The following is an 18,274-nucleotide window of genomic DNA, read 5'->3' as shown; positions in this document are numbered from 1 at the left end:
CCCCTCGGTGCGGGGCCTCTGTCGTGCGCGGGGCCGGGGTCGTCCGTGGTGCCCCGGGCTGAGCGCCGCCGCTCGTCACCGGAGCTGTTCGCGGATCGCACCGCCCGCTGCCCACCGCGCCGCAGCAAGCACGCGGCCGAGCCGGAGCGCGGCCGCGCCGGGTCCGCCGTGCCGAGCGCGAGCAGTGTTCGGGCGCTTGCGCCGGGGCGTGGACCGGTGTCCCCAGGTGTAGGGCTGTCGCAGACGGCTGTTCATGCCCCGTCGCTGACCGCTGCCGGGGCTGTTGCGGACCACGTCGGAGCGCCGCGCGGTATGAGAACGCCACTGGACGCGATCGCCATGCGCCCGAACGCGGCTCCAGCGGGCGGTCCGCCCTCTGCCCCGCGCAGCCGGGTTGCGGCAGAACGGCATTCGTTCGGGGGCGCCCGCCGCGACCGGTGTATCGGACGGCCGCGGCCACCCGAACCGTCCGCCCGCCCGACCGGGTGGTACCCGTTCTCGAAACGCCGCCCATTAAGCTGATCGGCGGTAAATGCCGACCCTTTCCTCCAGGAGTACCCCACAGTGAGCCAAGCAGGCCGTCCTGTTGTTCTGATCGCCGACAAGCTCGCCCAGTCGACCGTCGACGCGCTCGGTGACGGCGTCGAGGTTCGCTGGGTCGACGGCCCCGACCGCCCGGCCCTGCTCGCCGCGGTCCCCGAGGCCGACGCGCTGCTCGTGCGCTCGGCCACCACCGTTGACGCCGAGGTGCTCGAGGCGGGCAAGAACCTCAAGATCGTCGCCCGCGCCGGCGTCGGCCTCGACAACGTCGACGTGCCCGCGGCCACCGAGCGCGGCGTCATGGTGGTCAACGCGCCCACCTCCAATATCCACACCGCCGCCGAGCACGCCGTCACGCTGCTGCTCAGCGCGGCCCGCCAGATCCCCGCCGCCGACGCCACCCTGCGCGAGCGCACCTGGCAGCGCAGCAAGTTCAACGGTGTCGAGATCTTCGGCAAGACCGTCGGCGTCGTCGGCCTCGGCCGCATCGGCCAGCTGTTCGCCGCCCGCCTGGCCGCCTTCGAGACCAAGGTCATCGCCTACGACCCCTACGTCTCCCCGGCCCGCGCCGCCCAGCTCGGCATCGAACTGGTCACCCTGGACGAGCTGCTGCAGCGCGCCGACCTGATCTCGGTGCACCTGCCCAAGACCCCCGAGACCAAGGGCCTGCTCAGCAAGGAGAAGCTGGCGCTGACCAAGCCGGGCGTCGTGATCGTCAACGCCGCGCGCGGCGGTCTCATCGACGAGCACGCCCTCGCCGATGCCATCAAGTCCGGCCACGTGCGCGCCGCCGGCCTCGACGTGTTCGAGACCGAGCCCTGCACCGACAGCCCGCTGTTCGACCTGCCGCAGGTCGTGGTCACCCCGCACCTGGGCGCCTCCACCTCCGAGGCGCAGGACCGCGCGGGCACCGACGTCGCCAAGTCGGTGCTGCTGGCCCTGGCCGGCGAGTTCGTGCCCGGCGCGGTGAACGTGACCGGCGGCACGGTCGGCGAAGAGGTCGCTCCGTGGCTCGAGATCGTGCGCAAGCAGGGCGCCCTGGTCGGTGCGCTGTCCGACGAGCTGCCGGTGAGCGTCGAGGTGCAGGTGCGCGGCGAGCTGGCGTCCGAGGACGTGGCCGTGCTCGAACTCGCGGCCCTGCGCGGCATCTTCTCCGCGCTGGTCGAGGCGGGCGCAAACGGGCAGAGCCCGGCGGTCACCTTCGTCAACGCCCCCGCGCTGGCCAAGGACCGCGGCATCACCGCCCAGGTCACCACCGCTTCGGAGAGCCCCAGCCACCGCAGCGTCGTCGACCTGCGCGCCGTGTTCGGCGACGGCCGCACCCTGAACGTGGCGGGCACCCTGACCGAGCCGCAGCAGGTGCAGAAGATCGTCAATATCAACGGCCGCAACTACGACATGCGCGCCGAGGGCCTGAACCTGGCCGTCCTCAACTACGACGACCGTCCTGGCGCGCTCGGCAAGATCGGCACCAAGCTGGGCGAGGCCGAGGTGGACATCCTGGCCGCGCAGCTGAGCCAGGACATCGACAAGGACGGCGCCACCGTCGTCCTGCGCGTGAACAAGGAGGTGCCCGCCGACGTGCAGTCCGCCATCGCCGAAGCGGTCGGCGCCGCCAAGATCGCGCTGGTCGACCTGTCCTGAGGGCTGTTCCCGCACGCACGAGTCGCGCGCCGTCACCGGAAAGGTGGCGGCGCGCGCCGCGTCTCGGGCGGACCGGCGATCCCGCATGGTGGTCACCGGGTCCTACCGGATGGACACGAATGGCCGCCGACCTAGTACCGTGACGGGTGCTCGGCGCTCGCCCGGATCCGCACCGGGGCGGGCCGCCCGGGACGTACCTCGTCCCGCCCGCACGCGCACCATCGCCGGTCACCCGCCGCGCGTCACGGCGATAACGAAACGGAGTTGTCATGAAGCTTGCTGTCATCCCCGGCGACGGGATCGGTCCCGAGGTCATCGCCGAGGCGCTCAAGGTGCTCGACGTGGTGGTCCCCGGCGTCGAGAAGACCCACTACGACCTGGGCGTCAAGCGCTACCACGCGACCGGCGAGATCCTGCCCGACTCGGTGCTGCCGGAGCTGAAGCAGCACGACGCCATCCTGCTCGGCGCGATCGGCGACCCGTCGGTGCCCAGCGGGGTGCTCGAGCGCGGCCTGCTGCTGCGCACCCGCTTCGCGCTGGACCACCACGTGAATCTGCGCCCCTCCAAGCTGTACCCGGGCGTCACCAGCCCGCTCGCGGGCACCCCCGACATCGACTTCGTGGTGGTGCGCGAAGGCACCGAGGGCCCCTACACCGGCACCGGCGGCGCGATCCGCGTCGAGACCCCGCACGAGGTCGCCACCGAGGTCAGCACCAACACCCGCTTCGGCATCGAGCGCGTGGTGCGCTACGCCTTCGCCGCCGCCCAGGCCCGTCGCAAGCACCTGACCCTGGTGCACAAGAACAATGTGCTCACCTTCGCCGGCTCGCTGTGGCAGCGCACCGTCGACGAGGTCGCCACCGAGTTCCCCGACGTCACCACCGCCTACCAGCACATCGACGCGGCGACCATCCACATGGTCAACGATCCGGGCCGCTTCGACGTGATCGTCACCGACAACCTGTTCGGCGACATCATCACCGACCTCGCCGCGGCAGTGAGCGGCGGCATCGGCCTGGCGGCCAGCGGCAATATCGACGCCTCGGGCACCAACCCCAGCATGTTCGAGCCGGTGCACGGCAGCGCGCCCGATATCGCCGGCCAGTCGAAGGCCGACCCGACAGCCGCGATCCTCTCGGTGTCGCTGCTGCTCAACCACCTCGGCGATGCCGAGAACGCCGCCCGCATCGAGGCGGCCGTGGCCAAGGATCTGGCCTCGCGCGGTGGCCCGGCCTCCACCGTGGAGATCGGCGATCGCATCGCCACCTCGGTCTGACCTCGTCGTAAGCGGCCCCGCATCCGCCGGTGCGGGGCCGTTTTTGCGGGTATGCCACTAGCATCGGTGGTTCCACACGCGCGACCGGATGAGAGGGGAGGCGGGTGCGAACAACGAAACGCGGATGCGGGCCGTACACGGTCCGGGACCTGCACACCCTCCCCGAGGACGGGAAGAGCTACGAACTCGAGGACGGCTGGCTCGTCGAACTGGTGCGCGGCGCCCGGCACAATCACGTGACGCAGCGGCTCGCGCGCTTCCTCGACGTGGGCGCCGACCACGCGGTGCACGTGTGCGTGGGCGGCGGCTGGGCGATCACCACGCCCGGCGGTGTGCGCAGACCCGACATCGTGGTGGTGCCGCGCGATGTGGTGCGCGCCGCCGTCGTCGCCGGGCCGCCCCGCGTCATCCCGGGCGAGGCCGTGCACCTGGCCGTCGAGGTGATCGCGCCGGGCACCGGCAGCGAACGCACCGACCGCGTGCGCAAGGTGCGCGAGTACGCCGCGGTCGGCATCCAGCACTACTGGATCGTCGAGCACCACCCCGACGTCCGCATCCACCCGTTCGTGCTCGACGGGGAGATGTACCGGTCCGCGCCCTCCGTCGGCGCCGGCGCCACCCTGGACACGAAAATCGGGCGGGACAACCACTTTCGGGTCACCGTGCACCCGGCCGCGCTGCTCGAGGTGTGAGTGTTCCACCAACGTGGTTCTGTCGCAGCGGGTCTCGTCACGCATCGGGCCGCCCAGCTCGTCGCCGCCACGCTCCGCACCTCTACGCCGTCGCGTCACCGACCGCTGCTTTCCTGGCGACCGCTCGGTCGCTTCAGCGAGGTCGTCCCCTCCGGCAGCGTTGCGAACGTCCGAGCTCGGCTCGGCCTGGGCGGCGAGCGGTCGACGGTTGCGACGCCGGGTTTCGGCCGCGAAGCTGCTGCGGCGAGCGCAGGTTCGGTGCTGTGCGTGATCGGAGGCACCTGATACGGGCGCGGGACTCGCGTTCCTCGGCGGCTTTTCCGCCGCCGCCGGGCGTCACGCACGCGGAGTCGGTCGCCGTCTGCCGGGGAAACCGGCGGGTCACCGAGAACGGCGCTCGGTCGGCACGAGCGGGATCGCCGCCGTCGCGCACAGCGCGGCGGCCAGGTAGGCGGCCTCGAAGCCGGTGACGGTGATCAGTGCGCCGAAAACCGGTGGGATGGCGGCGATCGCGAGGTTCTGGCCGGTGTTCTGAATGCCCAGGCCCCGCCCGCTCCAGTGCGGCCCGGCGTGCTCGGCGACGGCGGTGAACGCCAAACCGTTGTCGGAGACCGTGATCACCGACGCCGCGACCAGCAGGGGGATCGCCGCCCACCACCAGTGCGTCCACGCCGCGAAAGCCAGGGCGCCCGTGGAGATCACGGCCGCCACGGCCACCGTGCGCAGCGGGCCGAGCCTGCTGCCCACGCGGTCCGACCACGCGCCCGCGCCGATCCGGCCGAACGCGCCCAGCACCTGCGTCACCACCACCAGCGCGCTCGCGGCCGGGATCGACCAGCCGGCGTCCAGGTGCAGCCACAGCAGCGCGAACGTCCACAGCGTGCCCTGCGGGATGCACAGCAGGATCGACACAGCGTGAATGCGCCAGAGTGTCGCGTCACCGCGATACGGATTGGCACGGTCGGCGGCGGTGCCTTTCGGACGCGGCGGATCGATGATGCCGAGGAAGCAGGCGCCCGCCGCCACCCCGGCCATCACGGCCGGTACCAGCAGTGCGGCCGAAACCCCGTGCGCCCCAGCGACGGCGGGGATCGCCAGCGCGCCCAGCCCGACGCCGAGCGGTTGCGCGCTCTGGCGGATACCCATCGCCAGACCGCGCCGGTGCGGCGGGAACCAGCCCACGATCACGCGGCCGCTCGCGCCGTTCGTGCTGGCCGCGCCGATGCCGCCGAGGAACAGCAGTGCGCCCAAGGCGATTTCGTTCGTCACTGTCGCGGCCGCGCATCCTGCGACGAACATCACCAAAGGCCCGCCCACCAACACCTTTCGCTCGCCTATGCGATCCACCACATAGCCCCAGGCGATGAGCGTGCACACCAGTCCGACGGTCGGCATGGCTACCAGCAACCCTGCGGCGGGCAGCGACATCCCGCCCGACGTGAGCGCGGGCAGCAGGAACGGAGTGCCGTGGACGAACATCGCGCTGGCCGCCTGCGCGAACACGCCGAGGCCGAGCATGGACCACATCCGGGAGTCGCGGATCTCGGTCACGGTAGCCATCGGCTTCACCTCAATCTCAAATATTGGGACTCTATTCCCATAAGATGAACGCAGGGCTCACGCTACACCCGCGCGGACACCGCTGTCGCGCCGGATGGCGCGCGTGCCGCCTGCCTGGGGTATCCGACCGCGCGGTCGGGCGCGTTCGGGCAGGTCGATAGACTTCCGGCCATGCGTCTAGGTCGAGTTGCCAGTCCCGATGGGGTCGCGTTCGTCAGCATCGAGGGGGAGGGGGGCGGCGGCGCGGGCGGTTCCGCCGTCGCCAAGGAGATCGCCGAACACCCGTTCGGTACGCCGACCTTCACCGGGCGCACCTGGCCGTTGGCCGACGTGCGCCTGCTCGCTCCCATCCTGGCGAGCAAGGTGATCTGCGTCGGCAAGAACTACGCCGCCCACGCCGCCGAAATGGGCGGCCCCGCCCCGGAAACGCCCGTCATCTTCATGAAGCCGAGCACCGCCATCGTCGGCCCGAACGCGCCGATCATCCTGCCGCCCAGCTCGTCTCAGGTCGACTACGAGGGCGAGCTCGCCGTCGTCATCGGCCGCCCGTGCAAGGACGTGCCCGCCGCGCGCGCCAAGGACGTGATCCTCGGCTACACCGTGGCGAACGACGTCACCGCCCGCGACCAGCAGCGCCAGGACGGTCAGTGGACCCGCGCCAAGGGGTACGACACGTTCTGCCCGCTCGGGCCCTGGATCGAGACCGACCTCGATCCGGCCGATCTCGAGATCGTCACCGAGCTCGACGGCGAGGTCCGCCAGCGCAGCCGCACTTCGCTTCTGCTGCACGATATTCCGGCCCTGGTCGAATGGGTGAGCGCGGTCATGACCCTGCTGCCCGGCGACGTGATCCTCACCGGCACACCGGAAGGCGTGGGCCCGATGGTGCACGGGCAACAGGTGTCGGTCACCGTCTCGGGCCTGGGCACGCTCACCAATCCCGTTGCCGCCAAACGCTGAATCGAAAGAGAGCCATGACACAAGTACGGGTCCGATTCTGCCCGTCGCCGACCGGAACGCCGCACGTCGGCCTGATCCGCACGGCGCTGTTCAACTGGGCGTACGCGCGCCACACCGGCGGCACGTTCGTCTTCCGCATCGAGGACACCGACGCGGCACGCGATTCCGAGGAGTCCTACCAGTCGCTGCTCGACGCGCTGCGCTGGCTCGGGCTCACCTGGGACGAAGGCCCCGAGGTCGGCGGCCCCTACGGCCCCTACCGTCAGTCCCAGCGGCGCGACCTCCACCTGGATGTGGTGCGCAAGTTGCTCGAAGCGGGCGAAGCGTACGAATCCTTCTCCACCCCCGAGGAAGTCGAGGCGCGCCACCGGGCCGCGGGCCGCGATCCGAAGCTCGGCTACGACAACTACGACCGCGACCTCACCCTCGAGGCGATCGAGGCGTACCGCGACGCCGGACGGCCCGCCGTCATCCGGTTGCGGATGCCCGACGAAGATCTCACCTGGAACGATCTGGTGCGCGGCGAGACCACCTTCAAGGCGGGCACCGTGCCCGACTTCGCGCTCACCCGCGGCAACGGCGACCCGCTCTACACGCTGGTCAATCCCGTCGACGACGCGCTCATGCGGATCACCCACGTGTTGCGCGGCGAAGACCTGCTCTCCTCGACGCCCCGCCAGCTCGCGCTGTACGCGGCGCTGCGGCGCATCGGGGTCGCCGAGTTCACGCCCGAGTTCGGTCACCTGCCGTTCGTGATGGGCCAGGGCAACAAGAAGTTGTCCAAGCGTGATCCGGAGTCCAATCTGTTCGCGCACCGCGACCGCGGATTCATCCCCGAGGGTTTGCTGAATTACCTCGCGCTACTCGGTTGGAGCATCGCCGACGACCACGACGTGTTCTCCATGGCGGAGATGGTCGAGGCCTTCGACATATCGAAAGTGAATTCGAATCCGGCCCGATTCGACCAGAAGAAGGCCGACGCGCTCAACGCCGAACACATTCGGTTGCTGGAGCCCGGCGATTTCACCCGCAGGCTGCGCGAGTTCCTCACCGCACAGGGCCACATCGGGGCCGAAGTGGACGACAAGGTGTTCGCCGCGGCGGCCGAATTGGTGCAGACCAGGATCGTCGTCCTGGGCGACGCCTGGGGGCTGCTGCGTTTCCTGTTCGTGCCCGAGGACGAGTTCACCGTCGACGAGGCCGCGGCCGCCAAGAATCTCGGCGCCGACGCCACCCCGGTATTGGACGCCGCGATCGCCGCGCTGGAGCCGGTGGCCGAGTGGACCACCCCGGCCCTCGAAGAGGCGCTGAAAACCGCTCTCATCGACGATCTGGGGCTCAAACCGCGCAAGGCGTTCGCGCCGGTGCGGGTCGGGGTGACCGGGTCGCACATCAGCCCGCCACTGTACGAATCGCTCGAACTGCTCGGCCGCGACACCACCCTCGCGCGGTTGCGCTCCGCGCGGGAGTGGTCGGCGCAGAGCGCCTGACGGGCCGAACGTCGCGGGGCCTTCGTCCGCCCCGTGTGCCGGCCGGGATCGCCACCCGGTCGGCACACGGCCGCCCGAGCGCTCGAAAAGGTGGGTTTGACCAGGCGATTTGTAGTTTACCGGCAGAGGTTTGGTAGTCTCTTTCTCGGCCGGAACGAGGCCCCGAAGCCAGCCAGGTAGCGGGGTCGAAGAGCCTGGTCATTGGGGTATGGTGTAATTGGCAACACAGCTGATTCTGGTTCAGCCATTCTAGGTTCGAGTCCTGGTACCCCAGCGGAGAATGTTGCATCGCTCTCGGTTCGCGGCCGAAAGTTGTTCAGCATCCGGCGATTTGGTCGCCGAGCTTCGGTGCGCTAAGCTAACCGAGCTTCCACCGGATCGAAAGATCCACACCGGAGGATCACCGAGAAATCGGATGATTCAGTCCTGGCCCCGTCGTCTAGCGGCCTAGGACGCCGCCCTCTCAAGGCGGTAGCGCGGGTTCGAATCCCGTCGGGGCTACGCAAATCGGCGGCCCATGCTCATGGAGAGCATGGGCCGTTTTTGCTTCGCAATGCTTTTGCGGGGGCGCAGCCCCCGCGGCCCCGCCCGGCGGGGCGTTGCCCCCCGGACCCCCCTTGTCGTGGTGGGTGCGTTGGGTGGGGTGGCTGCGGGGGTGGGGTGGTTCCGTTGGTGGGGAATCGGTGGGGGCGTCGTTGGTCGTCTTTGGGGACGGTGTTCGCGGGCTTCGCCGCGTCTTGGTGGTGCGTTGGGTGGATGTCGGCGGGTTTGTTGGTGGTTGTCTCGCGTGGACGGTGTTCGCGGGCTTCGCCGCGTGGTGGGCGAGGGTTGGGGGAGTTGTGGGGCGGTCGCTGGGTGTCGGTGGTTGCGTTCGCTGATCTGCCGGTGGGATTCGCGGGCTTCGCCGCGTGGTGGTGGGTGCGCTCGGTGGAGTGCGGCTTTGTGCGTGGTCTTCGGGTGGCCGGCCGGGGTGTGATGCTGCGGGCTGACGGCCGTTGACGCGGAACGGCCCGCCGCTTGCCGGAAGGGCTGGCGGCGGGCCGTTGCGGTGGGGCGGGTTCTATCCGCTCTTGCGGCGGAACTCGCGCTTGTGGCTGGCGGCGTTGTGAGGGCCGTTGGCCTTCGAGTGGCCGTCCAGGTGGGCGCCTCCCGACTGGGCGTGATGGGCGTTCTTGCGTTCCAGTGCCTCGCGGAACTTGCGCTTCACCTCGTCGGCATTGCCGTGTGAATTACCCGATTCCGTCATGGCTGCTGCTCCTGTCGTCGCGGCCGCGCGCCGCTAACGGGCGGCGCTGCCCAGCCGAATCGTGTCGAACGCTCACGACGCTAGTCCGCCCGGCCGACCGTGTCAGCCCAATTTCCCCCGGCACGCGGGCTCGCCCTGTGGGCGTCGCGTTCGGTAGTGGTGGTTGCGTGTGCGTGGGTGTCGTCGGGTCGACGAGTGCGTGGGCGTCGCATTCGGCCGCGGCTGGTGGGCCCACTGTGCTCGGTCGCGGCCGGCAGGGGAGGCCGGCATCGCGCACGAGCGGTGGTCGCTCTGTGTGGCACTCGGCGCGTTCGATGCCGGACCGGAGCTCAGGGCGGCAAGTGCGAAGGTGCGCGGCGATGCCACCTGCGACGTCGGGGCGAGGAGGCGTCACCACCCGGAGGGATCGTGCGCACCGTCGCCGACTCGACCCGCGCTGGTGATGGCGGTGCGGGTGCGGGCCTCGAGCGGTGCTCTCGAACCGACGCCGATCGCACCGCGCTCGGATCGAAAGGTGGGTCGCCCCGCCGTCAGTCCAGCGCCCCCGCCGTCGTGCCGCCGAGCGGCAGTTCGGGCAAACCCAGTTTGCGGTGGTCCCAGCTGCGGACGCGGGTGGGGATCACGCGGACGGCGACGCGCTTGTGGAGCATGTTCTCGACCAGCGGGCGCACCTCCTCGGAGTAGGGGCCCGTGTAGCGCTCCCAGACGCTCACGCCGACGGCGAACAGGCGGTCGGGGTCGTCGACGATCTCGGCGCGGCCCTCGAGGGCGACGCCGCGCAGCTGGTCGTAGGTCTGGCCCGCCTCGACCATGCAGGTGACGCGCGGGTCGCGGCGCAGGTTCACCGCCTTCTGCGATTTGGCCTTGGTCTCGAACCAGATCTCACCGTCGATGAGCGCGTACCACATCGCGGTCAGGTGCGGCGTGCCCTGCGGGCCGAGGGTGGCCAGCGTCGCGATGCGGCTGCGCGCCAAGAAATCCGCCACCTCGGCCTCGGACATCACGATCTGCGCCCGTTGATTGACTCCCATGAGCCAACTCTAGAGAACGAATCTGAAACCTGTTACAGGCGCTTGTGCAATGCGTCGGCCGCGGCCACCAGATCCGCTGCCCACCGCGCCCCCGGCCTGCGGCCCATCCGGTCGATCGGCCCCGACACCGACACCGCCGCCACCACATTGCCCGCCGTATCGCGCACCGGGGCCGAGACGCTCGCCACCCCCGCCGCGCGCTCGGCCGCGCTCTGCGCCCACCCGCGCTTGCGCACTTCGGCCAGCGCCCGCTCACCGAACACGGCGTCCGACAGCACGGTGCGCTGCACCTCGGCGTCGGCCCACGCGACCAACACCTTCGCCGCCGACCCCGCGGTGAGCGGTAGCCGCGCCCCGATCGGTACGGTGTCGCGCAACCCGGAGGGCGGTTCCATCGCGGCCACGCAGACGCGCGCGTTGCCGTCGCGCAGGTACAACTGGACGCTCTCGCCGGTGATCTCGCGCAGGCGGGGCAGAATGAGCGAGGCCGCCTCCTGCAACGGATCGCTCGCGCCCGTCGCCAGCTCCGCCAGCGCGGGGCCGGGCCGCCAGGTCCCGCTGTTGTCGCGGGCCAGCAACCGGTGCACCTCCAGCCCCACGGCCAGCCGGTGCGCGGTGGCGCGGGGCAGGCCGGTGCGCGTGCACAGCTCGTTGAGACCGCAGGGATGCTCCGCGACGGCGTACAGGACCGCCACTGCTTTGTCGAGAACGCCGATGCCGCTATGCTGTCTCATAGAACGATATTAGCGTCTCGGATATTGAGATAGTCAACTCTGTCTGGCATGTCGCCGCAGCCCGGCGGCGCCGGTGGTCGAGGTATCCGCCGACGCGACCACAACGTTGTGCAGCGGGAGCGGCGCGCCCAGCCCGGATCGCGAACCCCCCGCTGCTCGTCCGAAAGGTGATCCGAGAATGGCCGACCGCCCACGCACCCTGGCCGAGAAGGTGTGGGAAGAGCATGTCGTCGTCCGCGGCGAGGGAGAGGGCGCCGCGCGCGAGCCCGATCTGATCTACATCGATCTGCACCTCGTGCACGAGGTCACCAGCCCCCAGGCGTTCGACGGCCTGCGCGCCGCCGGGCGTCCGGTGCGCCGCCTTGACCTCACCATCGCCACCGAGGACCACAACGTCCCCACCATCGATATCGATAAGCCCATCGCCGATCCCGTCTCGCGGACCCAGGTCGAGACGCTGCGCCGCAATTGTGAGGAATTCGGTGTCCGCCTGCACCCCATGGGTGATCTGGATCAGGGCATCGTGCACGTGGTCGGCCCGCAGCTCGGCCTGACCCAGCCCGGGATGACCGTGGTGTGCGGCGACAGCCACACCTCCACGCACGGCGCGTTCGGCGCGCTGGCGATGGGCATCGGCACCAGCGAGGTCGAGCACGTGCTCGCCACCCAGACGCTGTCGCTGCGCCCGTTCAAGACGATGGCCGTCAATATCGACGGCACGCTGGCCGAGGGCGTCACGTCCAAAGACGTGATCCTGGCGGTGATCGCGAAGATCGGGACCGGCGGCGGCCAGGGCTACGTGCTGGAGTACCGCGGCGAGGCCGTGCGCGCCATGTCGATGGAGGCGCGGATGACGATGTGCAACATGTCCATCGAGGCGGGCGCCCGCGCCGGCATGGTGGCCCCCGACGAGATCACCTACGAGTTCCTGAAGGGCCGCCCGCACGCGCCGCAGGGCGCGGACTGGGACGCGGCGGTCGCGGCGTGGGAGGCGCTGAAGACCGACGAGGGCGCGGTTTTCGACGCCGAGGTGCACATCGACGGCAGCGCGCTGACGCCGTTCGTCACCTGGGGCACCAACCCGGGCCAGGGCCTGCCGCTGGGCGAGGCCGTCCCCGATCCGGCCGCCATTGCCGACGAGAACGAGCGCCAGGCCGCGGAGAAAGCGCTGCGGTACATGGATTTGGAGCCGGGAACTCCGCTTCGGCAGATCCCGATCGACACCGTATTCGTCGGATCGTGCACCAACGGGCGCATCGAGGATTTGCGCGCGGTGGCCGGGATTTTGAAGGGACGCCGCGTCGCCGAGGGTGTGCGAATGCTGGTTGTACCGGGCTCGATGCGGGTGCGGGCGCAGGCGGAAAAAGAAGGATTGGGCGAGATTTTCACCGCCGCGGGCGCCGAATGGCGGCAGGCGGGTTGCTCGATGTGCCTGGGAATGAACCCCGATCAGCTTTCCCCGGGCCAGCGCTGCGCCTCCACCTCCAACCGCAACTTCGAGGGCAGGCAGGGCAAAGGTGGCCGCACCCACCTGGTTTCCCCGCTGGTGGCGGCCGCGACAGCCGTGCGGGGCACGCTGTCCGCGCCCGCGGATCTGAACTGACCCGGCCCCCGACGCCTCACTCACCCAGGAGATTCCGATGCAACCGTTCACCGTGCACAAGGGGATCGGCGTGCCGCTGCGCCGCTCCAACGTCGACACCGACCAGATCATCCCCGCCGTCTATCTGAAGCGCGTCACCCGAACCGGATTCGAGGACGGCCTCTTCGCGGGCTGGCGGTCGGACCCGGGCTTCATTTTGAACACCGGGCCCTACGACCGGGGTAGTGTGCTGGTTGCGGGTCCGGATTTCGGTACCGGTTCCTCACGCGAGCATGCCGTTTGGGCGCTGTCCGACTACGGCTTTCGAGTCGTGATCTCGTCCCGGTTCGCCGACATCTTCCGTGGCAATGCGGGCAAGGGGGGCCTGCTGGCGGCCCAGATGTCACAGAACGATGTCGAAATGCTCTGGAAGATGATCGAGGAACAGCCCGGTCTCGAATTGGTTGTAGACCTGCGCGAGCGCACCGTCACGGCGGGAACCGTCGTGTTGCCGTTCGATATTGATGACTACACGCGCTGGCGTCTGTTGGAGGGTTTGGACGACATCGGCTTGACGCTGCGCCGTAGCGACGTCATCGCGGACTACGAAAAGGCAAGGCCGGCTTGGAAGCCCACGACCCTGCCCGCGCGCATTTCACAGGCCTAATCGTTCCCGAGCGATAGCTGGACGCCATGGCGGTCGGTAGCTAGACGTGTGCTAAACCACGATGAATTTTGGCGTGGCACATAGACTCTTGCTCAATGTGGGTTTACCGTGGTACCTAGTCGGTCCGACGACGGGCCATTAGTCTGCGGAGGATTCAATGAACAAGGCGGAACTGATCGACGTTCTGACCGAAAAGTTGGGTACGGACAGGCGCACGGCTACCGCGGCAGTCGAGCATGTTGTGGACACGATCGTGCGCGCGGTGCACAAGGGGCAGAGCGTCACGATCACCGGATTCGGTGTGTTCGAACAGCGTAAGCGTGCCGCCCGTGTTGCCAGGAACCCGCGCACCGGTGAAACCGTCAAGGTGAAGCCGACTTCGGTGCCCGCGTTCCGTCCCGGCGCCCAGTTCAAGGCCGTCATCGCGGGTAAGCAGAAGCTCGCCGCGAGCGGTCCTGCGGTCAAGCGGGGCGCGAATGCCCCTGTGGCGGCGAAGAAGGCGGCCGCGAAGAAGACGGCGGCCAAGAAGACCGCCGCCAAGAAGGCGACCGCCACCAAGGCTCCCGCCAAGACCACGGCGCGCAAGGCGGCGGCCAAGGCTCCCGCCAAGACCACCGCGCGCAAGACGGCGGCCAAGAAGACCACGACCGCCGCCAAGAAGACGACGGCCGCGGCCAAGAAGACCACGGCGGCGAAGAAGACCACCGCCGCCAAGGCCACCGCCGCCAAGAAGACGACGGCCGCCAAGAAGGCGCCCGCCAAGAAGACCGCGGCGAAGAAGGCTCCCGCCCGCCGCGCTCGCTGAGTTCGCGCCGGCGGCCCGGCCGGCACGGACACGTCATACGGACCGGAAACGGCCCCGGGGTTCGCCCCGGGGCCGTTTCGGCTGTGCGCGTCCGGTTTTCACCGACCGGATCCCCGCACGATCCCCTAATCGCCCCCTAATCGGCCTTCACGACGCCGGTCGACAGCGACCGGTCCAGGTGGTCGGCGGCCACCATCGCGCCCTGGTGGAACGAGAGCACCCAGACGCTGCCCTTGCGGTTGCGCGCGGGCGGCAGGGTGACGCCGTCGCGCTCGGCCCACCACCGCATCAGATCGGGAATCACCTTGCCCTGGCTGCACACCACCCGCACGGTGCCGTCGGGGATCAGCTCCAGCGCCCGCTCGCGCGCCTTCTTCGGCGCTGCGGCGTAACCGGTTTCGGACAGCAGCGGCTCGCGGTGGATCTCGGCGCCGAGCTTGTCGGCCAGCGGCTCCACCGTCTGCACGCAGCGCAGCGGATCGGCCGAATACACCTCGGCCGCACCGAAAGCGAGCAGATTCGGCACCAGCCCGCGGGCCTGCTCGCGCCCGGCGGGTTCGAGCGGGCGCTGATCGTCGGGGCCGTCGAACCGTTCCCGGCGACCGGCTTTCGCGTGCCGGACCAGCAGCAGGGTGTCGGTGGCCGCGGGCAGCCTGCTGAACGCGCGCACCACCTGGCGGTCCATCGGATAGGACAGTTCGTCCATCACCCGGTCCAGCGGATACCAGCGCAGCAGGTCCACCTCCGAGTTGGCGGCGAACTCGCCCGCGGTGGCCTGCGCCGCCCAGTAGTCCACCCGTTTCAGTTTGCGGTGCCCGGGGATCGGGTATGTGACGTGGCCGAGGTAGCGGCCCAGCCGCGAGTCGATGCCCGTCTCCTCTCGCACCTCGCGCACGGCGGCAAGCACGGGCGTCTCACCGGGGTCCAGCTTGCCTTTCGGCAGTGACCAGTCCTGGTACTTGGGCCGGTGCACGACGGCGATCTCCACGCCGCCGCGCTTCTTCGCCCCGCGCCGCCACAGCAGCGCACCCGCCGCGTGGATGTTGGCTCGTACTCGGGGATCCCAGATCGGTGCGCCGTCCATCGCGTATCCGGTTGTCGCGTTCACTGCTGTCCGGGCCGCCGCAATCGCATCAGGAACTCTTGGTGGTCGCGGACCCGTTCACCGTCGGCGCCGCCCGGTTCCGGTGCGGCGTGCCAACTGCCGTCGGCCTGCAGCACCCAGCACCGGGTGGTCGGATAGAGCGCCGAATCGAAGACACCCCCCAGCTGCTCGGCCAGCTTCGGGTCCTTCACCTGTGCCATCACCTCCACCCGGCGGTCGAGGTTGCGGTGCATCATGTCGGCGCTGCCGATCCAGTACTCGTCCTGCGCCTGGAAGTGCAGCACCCGCGAATGCTCGAGGAAGCGGCCGAGGATCGAGCGCACCTCGATGTTGTCGCTCATGCCGGGAACACCCGGGCGCAGCCCGCAGATGCCGCGCACCACGATCTGCACGGGCACGCCCGCCTGCGAGGCGCGGTAGAGCGCGTCGATCACCTGCTCGTCGACGATCGCGTTGGCCTTCAAGCGGATTCGCGCGTCGTGGCCCTGGGCGGCGAGTTCGATCTCCCGCTGGATGCGTTCGATGATGCCCGCGCGCACACCCTGCGGCGCCACGAGAAGGTTGCGGTAGTTGGCTTTTCGCGAGTATCCGGTGAGTGAGTTGAACAGGTCGGTCAGGTCGGCGCCGATTTCCGGTGCGGCCGTGAGCAATCCGACGTCCTCGTAGAGGCGTGCGGTCTTCGGGTTGTAGTTGCCGGTGCCGATGTGGCAGTAGCGGCGGATGGTGGAGCCCTCACGGCGCACCACCAGGCAGGTCTTGCAGTGCGTCTTGAGGCCGATCAATCCGTACACCACGTGCACGCCGGCCTGTTCGAGCTGGCGCGCCCACTTGATGTTCGCCTGTTCGTCGAAGCGCGCCTTGATCTCGACCAGCGCGACGACCTGCTTGCCCGCCTCGGCGGCGTCGATGAGCGCGTTGACGATCGGCGAATCGCCGGAGGTGCGGTACAGCGTCTGCTTGATCGCCAGCACCTGCGGGTCGGCCGCGGCCTGCTCGATGAAGCGCTGCACGCTGGTGGAGAACGAGTCGTAGGGGTGGTGCACCAGCACGTCGCCCTCGCGCAGCGCCTGGAAGACGTTGCGCGGCGTCTCGCGCTCGCCGAACGCGGGCGGGGTGGCCGGAACGTACGGCGCGTCCTTGAGATTGGGCCGGTCCACCCCGTACACCTGCCACAGGCAGGACAGGTCGAGCAGGCCGGGCACCTGCACCACGTCGGCGGGGTCCACGTCGAGTTCGCGCAGCAGCAGATCGAGCATGTGCTCGGTCATGTCATCGGAGACCTCGAGCCGCACCGGCGAACCGAAACGGCGGCGCGCCAGTTCGCGTTCCAGCGCTTGCAGCAAGTCCTCGTCGCGGTCCTCGTCGACCTCGAAGTCGGCGTTGCGGGTGATCCGGAAGGAGTGGTGCTCCACCACTTCCATCCCGGGGAACAGCAGATCCAGGTGCGCGGCGATGAGCTCTTCCATCGGCAGGAAGGCGGCCACCGGCGAGCCGGACGCGGTGCGGCGCACTCGCACGAACCGGTCGACATTGTCGGGCACCTTCACCCTGGCGAAGTGCTCGCCGCCGGTGACCGAATCCTTGACCGTCACCGCGAGGTTGAGACTCAGGCCGCTGATGTAGGGGAAGGGGTGCGCCGGGTCGACGGCCAGCGGCGTCAGGACCGGGAACACCTGATCCTGGAAGTAGGCCGAGAGGCGGGTGCGCTCCTCGTCGTCCAGATGCGCCCAGTCGATGATGGCGATGCCCTCGGTGGTGAGTGCGGGCAGCACCGAGTCCAGGAACACCCCGGCGTGCCGGACGGCGATCTCCTGGCTGCGCGCGGTGATCAACTCCAGTTGTTCGCTGGGCGAACGCCCGTCGGCCGAGCGCACCGACAGACCGGTCTCCGCGCGGCGTTTGAGCCCGGCCACGCGCACCATGTAGAACTCGTCCAGGTTCGAGGCGAAGATCGCCAGGAATTTGGCGCGTTCGAGCAACGGCAGCGACTCGTCCTCGGCGAGGGCGAGCACGCGCGCGTTGAAGTCGAGCCAACTCAGCTCGCGGTTGAGGTAGCGATCACGTGGCAACTGCTGTGTGGCCGTCTCGGCCTCCAGTGGTGTCGCGGCGGGGGGCGGTGTGGGCAGCAGCTGTTGCTTGACGGTTTCCGTATCGCTCACGTCAACGATCATCCCCTACGAGCGGCCGCGTGTGCAGGCCGACACCGGGATTCGCGAGCGGATCACACCGGGTGCGGCGATCCGCTAGCACACGCGGCGAACCGGCGCGTGAACGCGATCGGACCAGCCGATGTCGAGGAGGGCGGCGCGGGTGGCCGGACCGGTGCCGAGTGCGGCCGCGGCGGCGAGATCCTCGGCGGTGTCGACGTCGAGCCGCAGGCCCGGCCAGGCGCCCGCCAGCGCGACGGCGCCGGCCGCGACGTGCCTGCGCGCCGAGCCCGCGCCGAAGCGCGGATCCAGTGGCGCCTGCGGATCGCGGACCAGCAGTGCGGCGGTGCCGGTGCCCGCGTGGTCGATCACGACCGACCGGTGGCCGGGGGGCGCGGTGGCGATCATGTCGGAGAGTTCGGCGGGGCGCAGCGCGGGCAGATCCGCTTGCAGCGCGAGCAGTTCGACCGGTCCGTGGCGCTCGCGCAGCGCGGCGGCGGCGTCGGACAGCGCGGTGTTGAGCCCGTCGGAATCGGCGATGCGCGGTTCGGGGTGCACTTGCGCCCCGAGGTCGCGCGCCAGCTCGGCGACCGCCGGGTCGGGGGTGACCACCGTGACCGACCGGACCTGCGGTGTGGCCGAGGCGGCGGTGACGGTGTCGCCGAGCATGGCCAGCACCAGCCGCGCCCGGTGCTCCGGGCGCAGCCGGTCGGACAGTCGGCTCTTGGCCAGATCGAGGCTCTTGACCGCGATCACGGCGTGCACGGCGTGCGAACGCATGGGTCCAATCCTTC

Annotated in this window: 15 protein-coding genes and 2 tRNA genes; 10 read left to right on the top strand and 7 right to left on the bottom strand. The window is 69.8% G+C overall.

Translation table 11 applies throughout. From position 1 onward, the window contains the following. Window positions 1-564: 564 nt before the first annotated feature. The 3 genes from serA to DFR74_RS04285 all read left to right on the top strand — a co-directional run bounded on the left by serA (window position 565) and on the right by DFR74_RS04285 (window position 4,153). Entirely contained in the window at window positions 565-2,184 is a 1,620-nt protein-coding gene (serA, locus tag DFR74_RS04295; RefSeq protein ID WP_113974944.1) for a phosphoglycerate dehydrogenase, read from the top strand. A 269-nt stretch (window positions 2,185-2,453) separates the two neighbouring features. Continuing rightward, window positions 2,454-3,461, top strand: a complete 1,008-nt coding sequence (locus tag DFR74_RS04290) for a 3-isopropylmalate dehydrogenase (protein WP_067508897.1) — start codon at window positions 2,454-2,456, stop codon at window positions 3,459-3,461. Between the two features lie 104 nt (window positions 3,462-3,565). After that, complete coding sequence (locus tag DFR74_RS04285; protein WP_067508899.1) at window positions 3,566-4,153, top strand: Uma2 family endonuclease; 588 nt, start codon at window positions 3,566-3,568, stop codon at window positions 4,151-4,153. Window positions 4,154-4,534: 381 nt separating this feature from the next. Here the strand turns inward: DFR74_RS04285 and DFR74_RS04280 are convergent, their stop codons facing one another. Then, complete coding sequence (locus tag DFR74_RS04280) at window positions 4,535-5,713, bottom strand: MFS transporter (RefSeq protein WP_067508901.1); 1,179 nt, start codon at window positions 5,711-5,713, stop codon at window positions 4,535-4,537. A gap of 171 nt (window positions 5,714-5,884) precedes the next feature. Here DFR74_RS04280 and DFR74_RS04275 point away from each other — a divergent pair, with 171 nt between their 5' ends. The 4 genes from DFR74_RS04275 to DFR74_RS04260 all read left to right on the top strand — a co-directional run bounded on the left by DFR74_RS04275 (window position 5,885) and on the right by DFR74_RS04260 (window position 8,664). Further along, window positions 5,885-6,673 carry a fumarylacetoacetate hydrolase family protein gene (locus DFR74_RS04275; protein WP_067508904.1) on the top strand — a complete coding sequence of 263 codons (789 nt, stop codon included), beginning with the start codon at window positions 5,885-5,887 and terminating at the stop codon, window positions 6,671-6,673. A 14-nt stretch (window positions 6,674-6,687) separates the two neighbouring features. Then, window positions 6,688-8,163, top strand: coding sequence for a glutamate--tRNA ligase (gene gltX / locus DFR74_RS04270; protein ID WP_067508906.1), 1,476 nt, complete (start codon window positions 6,688-6,690; stop codon window positions 8,161-8,163). 202 nt (window positions 8,164-8,365) lie between these two features. Continuing rightward, window positions 8,366-8,437, top strand: a tRNA-Gln gene (locus DFR74_RS04265). Between the two features lie 154 nt (window positions 8,438-8,591). After that, window positions 8,592-8,664 (top strand) — tRNA-Glu (locus DFR74_RS04260). 559 nt (window positions 8,665-9,223) lie between these two features. Here the strand turns inward: DFR74_RS04260 and DFR74_RS04255 are convergent. The 3 genes from DFR74_RS04255 to DFR74_RS04245 all read right to left on the bottom strand — a co-directional run bounded on the left by DFR74_RS04255 (window position 9,224) and on the right by DFR74_RS04245 (window position 11,174). Beyond that, window positions 9,224-9,409 carry a DUF5302 domain-containing protein gene (locus DFR74_RS04255; protein ID WP_067508908.1) on the bottom strand — a complete coding sequence of 62 codons (186 nt, stop codon included), beginning with the start codon at window positions 9,407-9,409 and terminating at the stop codon, window positions 9,224-9,226. Window positions 9,410-9,939: 530 nt separating this feature from the next. Then, the gene (locus DFR74_RS04250; protein ID WP_067508910.1) at window positions 9,940-10,440 is read right to left on the bottom strand and encodes a pyridoxamine 5'-phosphate oxidase family protein; all 501 of its coding nucleotides are present in this window, start codon (window positions 10,438-10,440) and stop codon (window positions 9,940-9,942) included. 32 nt (window positions 10,441-10,472) lie between these two features. Next, window positions 10,473-11,174, bottom strand: coding sequence for an IclR family transcriptional regulator (locus tag DFR74_RS04245; protein WP_067508912.1), 702 nt, complete (start codon window positions 11,172-11,174; stop codon window positions 10,473-10,475). Between the two features lie 178 nt (window positions 11,175-11,352). Here DFR74_RS04245 and leuC point away from each other — a divergent pair, with 178 nt between their 5' ends. The 3 genes from leuC to DFR74_RS04230 all read left to right on the top strand — a co-directional run bounded on the left by leuC (window position 11,353) and on the right by DFR74_RS04230 (window position 14,228). Continuing rightward, window positions 11,353-12,777, top strand: a complete 1,425-nt coding sequence (gene leuC, locus DFR74_RS04240) for a 3-isopropylmalate dehydratase large subunit (RefSeq protein ID WP_067508914.1) — start codon at window positions 11,353-11,355, stop codon at window positions 12,775-12,777. A gap of 37 nt (window positions 12,778-12,814) precedes the next feature. Beyond that, window positions 12,815-13,423, top strand: a complete 609-nt coding sequence (leuD, locus tag DFR74_RS04235; protein WP_067508915.1) for a 3-isopropylmalate dehydratase small subunit — start codon at window positions 12,815-12,817, stop codon at window positions 13,421-13,423. A gap of 157 nt (window positions 13,424-13,580) precedes the next feature. Then, on the top strand, window positions 13,581-14,228 hold the full coding sequence (locus DFR74_RS04230; RefSeq protein WP_067508917.1) for an HU family DNA-binding protein: 648 nt from the start codon (window positions 13,581-13,583) through the stop codon (window positions 14,226-14,228). Window positions 14,229-14,364: 136 nt separating this feature from the next. On the opposite strand, the gene DFR74_RS04225 is transcribed toward DFR74_RS04230, so the two are convergent. From DFR74_RS04225 to cofC, 3 genes are all read right to left on the bottom strand, one after another. Continuing rightward, a complete protein-coding gene (locus DFR74_RS04225; RefSeq protein WP_067508919.1) occupies window positions 14,365-15,312 on the bottom strand; it encodes an NUDIX hydrolase in 948 nt (315 codons plus the stop codon). Window positions 15,313-15,332: 20 nt separating this feature from the next. Beyond that, a complete protein-coding gene (locus tag DFR74_RS04220) occupies window positions 15,333-17,504 on the bottom strand; it encodes an RNA degradosome polyphosphate kinase (protein ID WP_067508922.1) in 2,172 nt (723 codons plus the stop codon). A gap of 72 nt (window positions 17,505-17,576) precedes the next feature. Continuing rightward, complete coding sequence (gene cofC / locus DFR74_RS04215) at window positions 17,577-18,260, bottom strand: 2-phospho-L-lactate guanylyltransferase (RefSeq protein ID WP_084537573.1); 684 nt, start codon at window positions 18,258-18,260, stop codon at window positions 17,577-17,579. Window positions 18,261-18,274 lie beyond the last annotated feature (14 nt).

The sequence above is a fragment of the Nocardia puris genome, assembly GCF_003315035.1.
Taxonomy (GTDB): domain Bacteria; phylum Actinomycetota; class Actinomycetes; order Mycobacteriales; family Mycobacteriaceae; genus Nocardia; species Nocardia puris.
This window is presented reverse-complemented; position numbering and strand designations above follow the sequence as displayed.

Coding starts and splice junctions, on each gene's coding strand:
- DFR74_RS04290 (WP_067508897.1), top strand. CDS start 2,454: ATGAAGCTTGCTGTCATCCCCGGCGACGGGATCGGTCCCGAGGTCATC.
- DFR74_RS04280 (WP_067508901.1), bottom strand. CDS start 5,713: ATGGCTACCGTGACCGAGATCCGCGACTCCCGGATGTGGTCCATGCTC.
- DFR74_RS04275 (WP_067508904.1), top strand. CDS start 5,885: ATGCGTCTAGGTCGAGTTGCCAGTCCCGATGGGGTCGCGTTCGTCAGC.
- gltX (WP_067508906.1), top strand. CDS start 6,688: ATGACACAAGTACGGGTCCGATTCTGCCCGTCGCCGACCGGAACGCCG.
- DFR74_RS04255 (WP_067508908.1), bottom strand. CDS start 9,409: ATGACGGAATCGGGTAATTCACACGGCAATGCCGACGAGGTGAAGCGC.
- DFR74_RS04250 (WP_067508910.1), bottom strand. CDS start 10,440: ATGGGAGTCAATCAACGGGCGCAGATCGTGATGTCCGAGGCCGAGGTG.
- DFR74_RS04245 (WP_067508912.1), bottom strand. CDS start 11,174: ATGAGACAGCATAGCGGCATCGGCGTTCTCGACAAAGCAGTGGCGGTC.
- leuC (WP_067508914.1), top strand. CDS start 11,353: ATGGCCGACCGCCCACGCACCCTGGCCGAGAAGGTGTGGGAAGAGCAT.
- leuD (WP_067508915.1), top strand. CDS start 12,815: ATGCAACCGTTCACCGTGCACAAGGGGATCGGCGTGCCGCTGCGCCGC.
- DFR74_RS04230 (WP_067508917.1), top strand. CDS start 13,581: ATGAACAAGGCGGAACTGATCGACGTTCTGACCGAAAAGTTGGGTACG.
- DFR74_RS04225 (WP_067508919.1), bottom strand. CDS start 15,312: ATGGACGGCGCACCGATCTGGGATCCCCGAGTACGAGCCAACATCCAC.
- DFR74_RS04220 (WP_067508922.1), bottom strand. CDS start 17,504: ATGATCGTTGACGTGAGCGATACGGAAACCGTCAAGCAACAGCTGCTG.
- cofC (WP_084537573.1), bottom strand. CDS start 18,260: ATGCGTTCGCACGCCGTGCACGCCGTGATCGCGGTCAAGAGCCTCGAT.